The 8,041-nt window shown below is 63.9% G+C and carries 6 protein-coding genes (1 of these 6 only partly in view); 4 read left to right on the plus strand and 2 right to left on the minus strand.

The genetic code is table 11. The annotated features are described in order from the left end of the window. Positions 1-148 precede the first annotated feature (148 nt). The 3 genes from clpB (at position 149) to ACSQ3L_RS08675 (ending at position 4,991) form a co-directional block, all read left to right on the plus strand. Positions 149-2,755: an ATP-dependent chaperone ClpB gene (gene clpB, locus ACSQ3L_RS08665; RefSeq protein ID WP_436159563.1), complete on the plus strand. Its 2,607-nt coding sequence runs from the start codon at positions 149-151 to the stop codon at positions 2,753-2,755. 118 nt (positions 2,756-2,873) lie between these two features. Next, positions 2,874-3,239, plus strand: a complete 366-nt coding sequence (locus tag ACSQ3L_RS08670; RefSeq protein WP_436159564.1) for an MmcQ/YjbR family DNA-binding protein — start codon at positions 2,874-2,876, stop codon at positions 3,237-3,239. Positions 3,240-3,485: 246 nt separating this feature from the next. Next, on the plus strand, positions 3,486-4,991 hold the full coding sequence (locus ACSQ3L_RS08675; RefSeq protein ID WP_436159565.1) for a L,D-transpeptidase family protein: 1,506 nt from the start codon (positions 3,486-3,488) through the stop codon (positions 4,989-4,991). Here ACSQ3L_RS08675 and ACSQ3L_RS08680 read toward each other — a convergent pair. Next, positions 4,965-5,597, minus strand: coding sequence for a TMEM175 family protein (locus tag ACSQ3L_RS08680; protein ID WP_436159566.1), 633 nt, complete (start codon positions 5,595-5,597; stop codon positions 4,965-4,967). The genes ACSQ3L_RS08675 and ACSQ3L_RS08680 overlap by 27 nt on opposite strands. Positions 5,598-5,749: 152 nt before the next feature. On the opposite strand from ACSQ3L_RS08680, the gene ACSQ3L_RS08685 reads away from it, so the two are divergent. Beyond that, complete coding sequence (locus tag ACSQ3L_RS08685) at positions 5,750-7,309, plus strand: MFS transporter (RefSeq protein WP_436159567.1); 1,560 nt, start codon at positions 5,750-5,752, stop codon at positions 7,307-7,309. Between the two features lie 6 nt (positions 7,310-7,315). Here ACSQ3L_RS08685 and ACSQ3L_RS08690 read toward each other — a convergent pair whose 3' ends face one another. Continuing rightward, positions 7,316-8,041: the 3' end of a M23 family metallopeptidase gene (locus ACSQ3L_RS08690; RefSeq protein ID WP_436159568.1), read on the minus strand. The gene runs 1,242 nt beyond the window's last position; 726 of the gene's 1,968 nt are visible here — the last part of the coding sequence; its start codon lies off the right edge, out of view — the gene reads right to left on this strand; it ends in the stop codon at positions 7,316-7,318.

Raw genomic sequence — 8,041 nt, forward strand, 5'->3', positions numbered from 1 at the left:
ATTATGCAGTTGCCGATATCGAGACGTCTTGAGGGTTCGGGGCCTGTGCACCATATCAGCCTCAACTGGACCCGGCTCGAATGGGCGGGTCCGTCACCGCAATCGGATCCGGTGCCGCAAAGCGGGCCGGTGATGGAAGGAGACAGATATGAACCTTGAGAAATACTCAGAGCGCGTGCGCGGCTTTATCCAGTCCGCGCAGACCATGGCGCTTTCCCGCAACCATCAGCAATTCACCCCTGAACACATCCTGAAGGTGCTCGTCGACGACGACGAGGGTCTGGCCGCGTCGCTGATCGAACGCGCCGGCGGCAACGTCCGTGACGTCAAGCTTGGGGTCGAGGCGGCGCTCGAGGCGATGCCCAAGGTCGAGGGCGGCAATGGCCAGCTCTATCTGGCGCAGCCGCTGGCAAAAGTGTTCTCGACCGCCGAGGAGCTGGCCAAGAAGGCCGGCGACAGTTTTGTCACGGTGGAGCGGCTCTTGCAGGCGCTCGCCATGGAAAAGTCGGCCAAGACCGCCGACATACTGGCCAAGGCCGGCGTGACTGCGCAGGCGCTCAACCAGGTCATCAATGATGTCCGCAAGGGCCGCACCGCCGATTCGGCGAGTGCCGAACAGAGCTACGACGCGCTGAAGAAATACGCGCGCGACCTGACCGCCGATGCCCGCGCCGGCAAGCTGGACCCCGTGATTGGCCGTGACGACGAGATCCGCCGCACCATCCAGGTGCTGTCGCGCCGCACCAAGAACAATCCGGTGCTGATCGGCGAACCCGGCGTCGGCAAGACGGCGATCGCCGAGGGCCTGGCGTTGCGCATCGTCAATGGCGACGTGCCGGAATCGCTGAAGGACAAGCAATTGATGGCGCTCGACATGGGCGCGCTGATTGCCGGTGCCAAATACCGTGGCGAGTTCGAGGAGCGGCTGAAGGCCGTGCTCTCCGAGGTCACCTCGGCCAACGGCAACATCATCCTGTTCATCGACGAGATGCACACGCTGGTCGGTGCCGGCAAGGCTGAAGGCGCCATGGATGCATCAAACCTCCTGAAGCCGGCGCTGGCGCGCGGCGAGTTGCACTGCGTCGGCGCCACCACGCTCGATGAGTATCGCAAGCATGTCGAGAAGGATGCAGCCCTTGCCCGCCGCTTCCAGCCGGTGTTCGTCGACGAGCCGACGGTGGAAGACACCGTTTCGATCCTGCGCGGCCTGAAGGAGAAGTACGAGCAGCACCACAAGGTGCGCATTTCGGATTCGGCGCTGGTGGCGGCGGCAACGCTGTCCAACCGCTACATCGCCGACCGCTTCCTGCCCGACAAGGCGATCGACCTCGTCGACGAAGCCGCATCGCGGCTGCGTATGCAGGTCGATTCCAAGCCCGAAGCACTCGACGAGATCGATCGCCGCATCATGCAGCTCAAGATCGAGCGCGAGGCGCTGAAGGTCGAGACGGACGATGCCTCGAAGGACCGGCTTGCCCGCCTGGAAAAGGAGCTCGTCGGCCTCGAGGAGGAATCGACCGAGATCACAGCCAGGTGGCAGGCCGAGAAGCAGAAGCTCGGGCTCGCCGCCGACCTCAAGAAGCAGCTCGACGAGGCGCGCAACGACCTTGCCATTGCCCAGCGCAAGGGTGAATTCCAGCGCGCCGGCGAGCTTGCCTATGGCAAGATCCCGGAACTGGAAAAGAAGCTGAAGGAGGCCGAGGCCCAGGACGGCAAGGCCGGCATGGTCGAAGAGGTGGTCCAGCCCGACCATATCGCCCATATCGTCTCGCGCTGGACCGGCATTCCGGTCGACAAGATGCTGCAGGGCGAGCGCGACAAGCTGTTGCGCATGGAAGACGAGATCGGCAAGCGCGTCGTCGGCCAGGGCGAGGCGGTGCAGGCTGTGTCCAAAGCGGTGCGGCGCGCCCGCGCCGGCCTGCAGGATCCGAACCGGCCGATCGGCTCGTTCATGTTCCTCGGCCCGACGGGTGTCGGCAAGACCGAGCTGACCAAGGCGCTGGCGAGCTTCCTGTTCGACGACGAGAGCGCCATGGTGCGCCTCGACATGTCGGAGTTCATGGAAAAGCACTCGGTCGCCCGGCTGATCGGCGCGCCTCCCGGCTATGTCGGCTATGAAGAAGGCGGCGCGCTAACCGAAGCGGTGCGGCGCCGGCCGTATCAGGTCGTGCTGTTCGACGAGATCGAGAAGGCGCATCCGGACGTCTTTAACGTGCTGCTGCAGGTGCTCGACGACGGCCGCCTGACCGACGGGCAGGGCCGCACGGTCGACTTTCGCAACACGCTGATCATCATGACGTCGAACCTGGGCGCCGAATATCTCGTCAATCTCAGCGAGGATCAGGATGTCGATGCGGTTCGCGACGAGGTGATGAACGTCGTCAAGGCGTCGTTCCGGCCAGAGTTCCTCAACCGCGTCGACGAGGTGATCCTGTTCCACCGGCTGCGCCGGCAGGATATGGGCCGCATCGTCGAGATCCAGCTCAAGCGGCTGGAGAGCCTGCTTGTCGACCGCAAGATCACGCTTTCGCTGGACCAGGAGGCGGTCGATTGGCTGGCAGCCAAGGGCTACGACCCGGCCTATGGCGCACGGCCGCTGAAGCGGGTGATGCAGAAGGAACTGCAGGACCCGCTGGCAGAGAAGATCCTGCTCGGCGACATCCTCGACGGCTCGACCGTCAAGGTGACAGCCGGTTCCGACCGGCTGAATTTCCGCTCGAAGCCGACGATCGTCGCGGCGGAAGTGGCAGCCTGATCCAACGCCGCGCGTCCATCCCGGACGCGCGGCGTCTTAGGTCTTTGTCGTATGCATGTCGTTCTTCCCAAAACCGGGGCCACTTTTGGGCGACATGCATTAAAAACGGGGGGCGCGGATGACACTGGACGACTACAACGGCTTTTGCGCCTCGCTGCCCTCGACGAGCCACGTCGTCCAATGGGGCGGCGCCCATGTCTGGAAGGTCGGAGCCAAGGTCTTCGCGATCGGCGGCTGGGACCAGGGCCAGCAGCTCTTCGTCACCTTCAAATGCTCCGACATCGCCTATGATGTGCTCAAGGAGCAGCCAGGCCTGCGGCCCGCGCCCTATCTTGCCTCGCGCGGCATGACATGGATCCAGCGTCGGACAAGCCAGAGCATGGATGATGCCGCGCTGAAGGACTATCTGCGCGAGAGCCATCGCCTTGTCGCCCTGAAGTTGACCAAGCAGGCGCGCAGGGAATTGGGACTTGCCGGAAGCTAGTTAATATTCCGCGAGGCGCCGGAAAACCGCCATCTTCATGCCCGGTTCATATTGGAACCATAGGGTGGGTTGACTGGTTTGCTGGCGAAGGGGTTCGCCTTACCGAATCGGCCCGAAAATCGGATTCGATTTTCGCGATACGGAGATTTGAATGCTAGAGCGTCCTTTGCGCGCCCGAAAGGACACGCGGCGCTCTAGAGGACACTGCCGGGCGGCGGCAATTACGGACCGGAGAGTTTCGCCACTATGCTGCGCACGATCTTCACCCTCTCGGTACTTGCCGGCGGGCTTTTGTCTTCCAATGCCCTCGCCGCCCTGACGCAGGATCGCGCACCGCCGATTGTCCGTGCTGCCAATGATGGCATCCTTGTCGCTCAGGACGGCAATCTCGACATCTACTACGATGCCAGGGGCAACCGCGTCATCGTCGACGCCGATACCGGCAAGGTCATCGCTATCCAACCGCCGCAGACCCGGCTCGACCGTCGCGCGTTGCGCCGCGAGACACGACTGCGCGAGTTGGGCCGCGCCCCTGATGGCGACGACCGCTACTATCTCGACGATCCGGAAGACATGGCGCGGTTCCGCCGCAAGCAGTTGGAAGAGGAAGGCCGGGTTATCCCGCCGCCGGCGGACGAATACGATCCCTATGGGGACAATTCCGTGGAAGCCTATCCGCCGGCACCGCAGGACGATGGCAGCGTCGACAACGATTATCCCGACGCGCCGCAGCCGGCAAAGCCAGGTATCATCAAGCGCCAGCCGCTGGACGAGGCCTCGATAGACCTTGCCCAGCCGGAATCTCTGCCCGGCGACCAGGCGGCACTGCCACCGAAGTCAGGCGACAAGACCGCTGTTGCCCCGGCGCTTTCGCTGGGAGCCCGGCAGGATGTTGCCGCACTTCAAGTACTGCTCGATCGGGGCGGGGCTTCGCCTGGCGTCATCGACGGGCGCTTCGGTTCGAATGTCGACAAGGCGCTGGCCGCCTACAACCAGATCACCGGCGCCAGTCTGCGGTCGACCGATGCGGTCGGCATCCAGGCGGCACTGGCGCAATCGGGCGGCGATGCCTTCGCCAACTATACGATCACACCGGAGGATGCGGCCGGTCCCTATGTCGCCTCGATCCCGGAAGACTACAGCCAGAAGGCGCAGCTCGACCGCATGGGCTACACGTCGGTGACCGAGGCGCTGGCGGAGCGCTTCCACATGGACGAAAATTATCTCAAGGCGCTCAACCCGGACGTCAACTTCAATCGGCCCGGCACGATCGTCAAGGTTGCCAATTTCGGTCGGCTGGTCTCGACGCCGGTTGCCCGCATCGTCGCCGACAAGGGCAAGAAAGAGGTTTTCGCCTACGATGCCGGCGGCAGACTGGTCGCGGCCTATCCCGCAACCATCGGCTCGTCGGACACGCCGTCACCGTCCGGCACGCACACCGTATCGCGCGTGGCGCTCGATCCGAACTATACATACAACCCCAGCATCAATTTCAAGCAGGGCCAGAACGACAAGGTGCTGACCATTCCGCCTGGGCCGAACGGTCCTGTCGGCTCGGTCTGGATCGCCCTGGACAAGCCGACCTACGGCATCCACGGCACGCCGGACCCGTCGAAGATCGGCAAGACCGAGAGCCATGGCTGCGTACGGCTGACCAACTGGGATGCGCGGGAACTGGCCAAGCTCGTTTCGCCGGGTGTGACGGTCGAGTTTGTCGGCGGACCTTCAGCCGATGACTTTGCGCAGCAGTGAACTGCGAAGTGCGGCGGCATAGACCAACTGCACGACCAAGATGAAGCCGACGCTGAGCAGCGGGGCTATCAGGCACAATGCAGCGCCGATCGCCCACAGGATCTGCGCCTTGACGATGCGCAGATAGACCGTGCGTTTGGTTTCCGCGTCGACGTTCTCTGCCACGAAGCCGTTTTTCTCCGCATAGCGCCAGCTGGCGAACAGCGTGACGCCGAGCATCAGCAGATTGAGCCAGTAGACGGCGACCGCTGTTCTGAACTCGAGGAAGTCGGCGAGAAGGTCGGTCGAGAACGGCAGTAGGGCGATGAAGGCGAGAAAGCAGAGGTTGAGCGTGGCAAGCCGTCGGTCGGACCTGGCAATCAAACCATGCTGCGCTTGCTGGCCAAACCAGAAGATGGTCAACGTCAGGAAACTCAAGGCGTAAGTCAGGAAGCGCGGCGCCAGTGCCGCGATCGCGGCAAGCAGCTCGCGTTCGGAATGCACCGCCTCGTGCGCCGGCACCCTGATTTCGAGAACGATGAGGGTGAGCGCGATGGCGAACACCCCGTCGGTAATGCCGACGACACGGCCGCGTCCCTCCGCCGATGCTTCAAGTGGCCGCTTCATCGATTTCTCCCCGTCTGCACGTTTCCAGGAAACCTAACATGGCTGCCGCCGTTTGCAGCAGGACAAGCGCAATCCTGGCAATGTGGCTGGTTTCAAGGACAGCAGCCCACTGGCCGGTTGTTGCCGGTACGCTGGAGGTCTAACGAGGTTCCATGCATTCACCCAGTGAAGCGGCCGCCGTCCCGCTGACCAATCCGGCCACGAATGGAACGTTCTGTCCGCGATCGCGGCGACGATTTGTGCTGATCGCGGCAATCCTGGCCTCCGCGCTCGGCTTCATCGACGGTTCGATCCTGGCCATTGCCACGCCGGCGATCCGCGTCAATCTCGGCGCCAGCCTGGCGGAGGCGCAGTGGATTTCCAATGCCTATGCGTTGACGCTCTCGGCGCTGATCCTCGCGGGCGGCGCTGCCGGCGATCGATTCGGGCTGCGCCGTGCCTTCGTGGCAGGCATTGCGCTGTTCATTGCCGCTTCGCTGGCCTGTGCACTGGCGCCGAATGCGTTGGTGCTGATCGCATTTCGCGCCGTCCAGGGCATTGGCGCGGCAATCATGGTGCCGGGCAGCCTTGCCATCATCGCCAAGGCCTATCCGAAAAAGGAACGCGGCCGGGCGATCGGCATCTGGGCGGCGGCTTCGGCGCTGACCACGGCACTTGGCCCGGTGGTCGGCGGCTTCGTGCTGTCGGCCTTCGGCGACGGCATCTGGCGGGCGATCTTCGCCATCAACCTGCCGCTCGGACTGATCTCGATCTATCTTCTGCTGGCCAAGGTTCCGGCCGACGCGCCAACGGAGAAACGCAGCCTGGATCTCGGCGGTGCCGCGCTCGCAACATTGGCCTTCGGCGCGCTCGCCTACGGGCTAACCTCGGTGAGCGCCAGCGGCGAGAGCCACATGGCTGGGCCGAGCATTGCTGTCGGCGTCTTGTTGCTGGCGGTCTTCATCGTCTTCGAGCTTCGGCAGCGCGAGCCGATGATCGACCTCAGCCTGTTTCGCGTCGGCGCTTTCGCAGGCGCCAATGCCGCGACGTTCTTCCTCTATTTCGCGCTCTCGGCCAATCTTTTCTACCTGCCGATGCTGCTGATCGCCGGCTGGGGACTGAGCACGGCCGAGGTAGGCTTCATCTTCCTGCCGCTGTCGGCGGCGATCGCACTTTTGTCTGGACCGGTCGGCCAACTGTCGGACCGGATCGGCCCGCGTTTTCCAATCGCCTGCGGCAGCCTCGTCGTGGCTTTCGCCTTTGCCGGACTTGCCTTGCTCACCCATGCCGGCATCCATAATTTCTGGACAGGAACATTCCCGCTGATGGCGCTGATGGGGCTCGGCATGGCGCTGGTCGTGTCGCCTCTGTCGACCGCGATCATGACGGCTGTGGAAGACAAGGATACGGGTGCGGCCTCCGGCATAAACAACGCCGTCTCGCGCATAGGCGGCCTGATCGCGGTGGCGGCGATGGGCTCGCTCGCCGCCTGGGTCTACGCGAATGCACTGGATGGCAGTGCAACGCCCGGCGTGCCTGGCTTTGGCGAGCCGGCGACGGCTGGACTTGCGCCGGCCGTCGATGCGGCAAGGCTCGCCGCCAGCGATGCCGCGTTTGCCGTGGTCTCTTCGGTGACCGCGGTGCTTTGCCTGCTTGCGGCTGTCATCGCCTGGACGACCATTTCCGGTGAGCGGCTACCATGGCCGCGGCGTGCCGAAAATCCGCAAGGCTGAAGCGGATCAACCGTCGATCTTGGCGCTCGCAACCTTCAGCGAATCGCTGTCTTCCTGCTTCAGCAGTTCGTCGATCCGCTCGCGCTCGCGCTTGAAGGCGACGAGGTCGTCGCCCTTCAGCACCTTGCCAACCGGCAGGCGGACACGCATCGGATCGACCTTGGTGCCGTTGACGATCAGCTCGTAGTGAAGATGCGGACCGGTGGCGAGGCCGGTCTGGCCGAGAAAGCCGATGGTCTGACCCTGGCGGACGCGCACGCCCGGTTCGATGCCTTTGGCAAAGGCGCTCTGGTGATTGTATGACGTCTCGTAGCCATTGGCATGGCGGATGATGATCTGCTTGCCGTAACCGCCGGCCCAGCCGACCTTCTCGACAGTGCCGTTGCCGGCGGCGATGATCGGCGTGCCGATCGGCGCCGCCCAGTCGACGCCGGTGTGCATGCGGACATAGCCGAGGATCGGATGCCTGCGGGCGCCGAAACCGGAGCGGAATTTTCCGGCGGGCAGGGGATTGCGCAACAGGAACTGCTCGGCGCTCGAGCCATCCTCGTCGAAATAGTCGGTGCTGCCGTCCTGCATCTGGAAGCGGTAGAAGTTGCGCGTCTGGCCGCCGAACGTCGCCGAGACGTAAAGAAGCTCGGAGCTATCCGAGGTCTGGTCGTCGCCATCGGGCTGCGAGAACAGGACTTCGATGCGGTCGGCGGGGTTGAGGCGCGACTGGAAGTCGACGTC

Source organism: Mesorhizobium sp. LjRoot246 (genome assembly GCF_964254115.1).
In the GTDB taxonomy this organism is placed as follows: domain Bacteria; phylum Pseudomonadota; class Alphaproteobacteria; order Rhizobiales; family Rhizobiaceae; genus Mesorhizobium.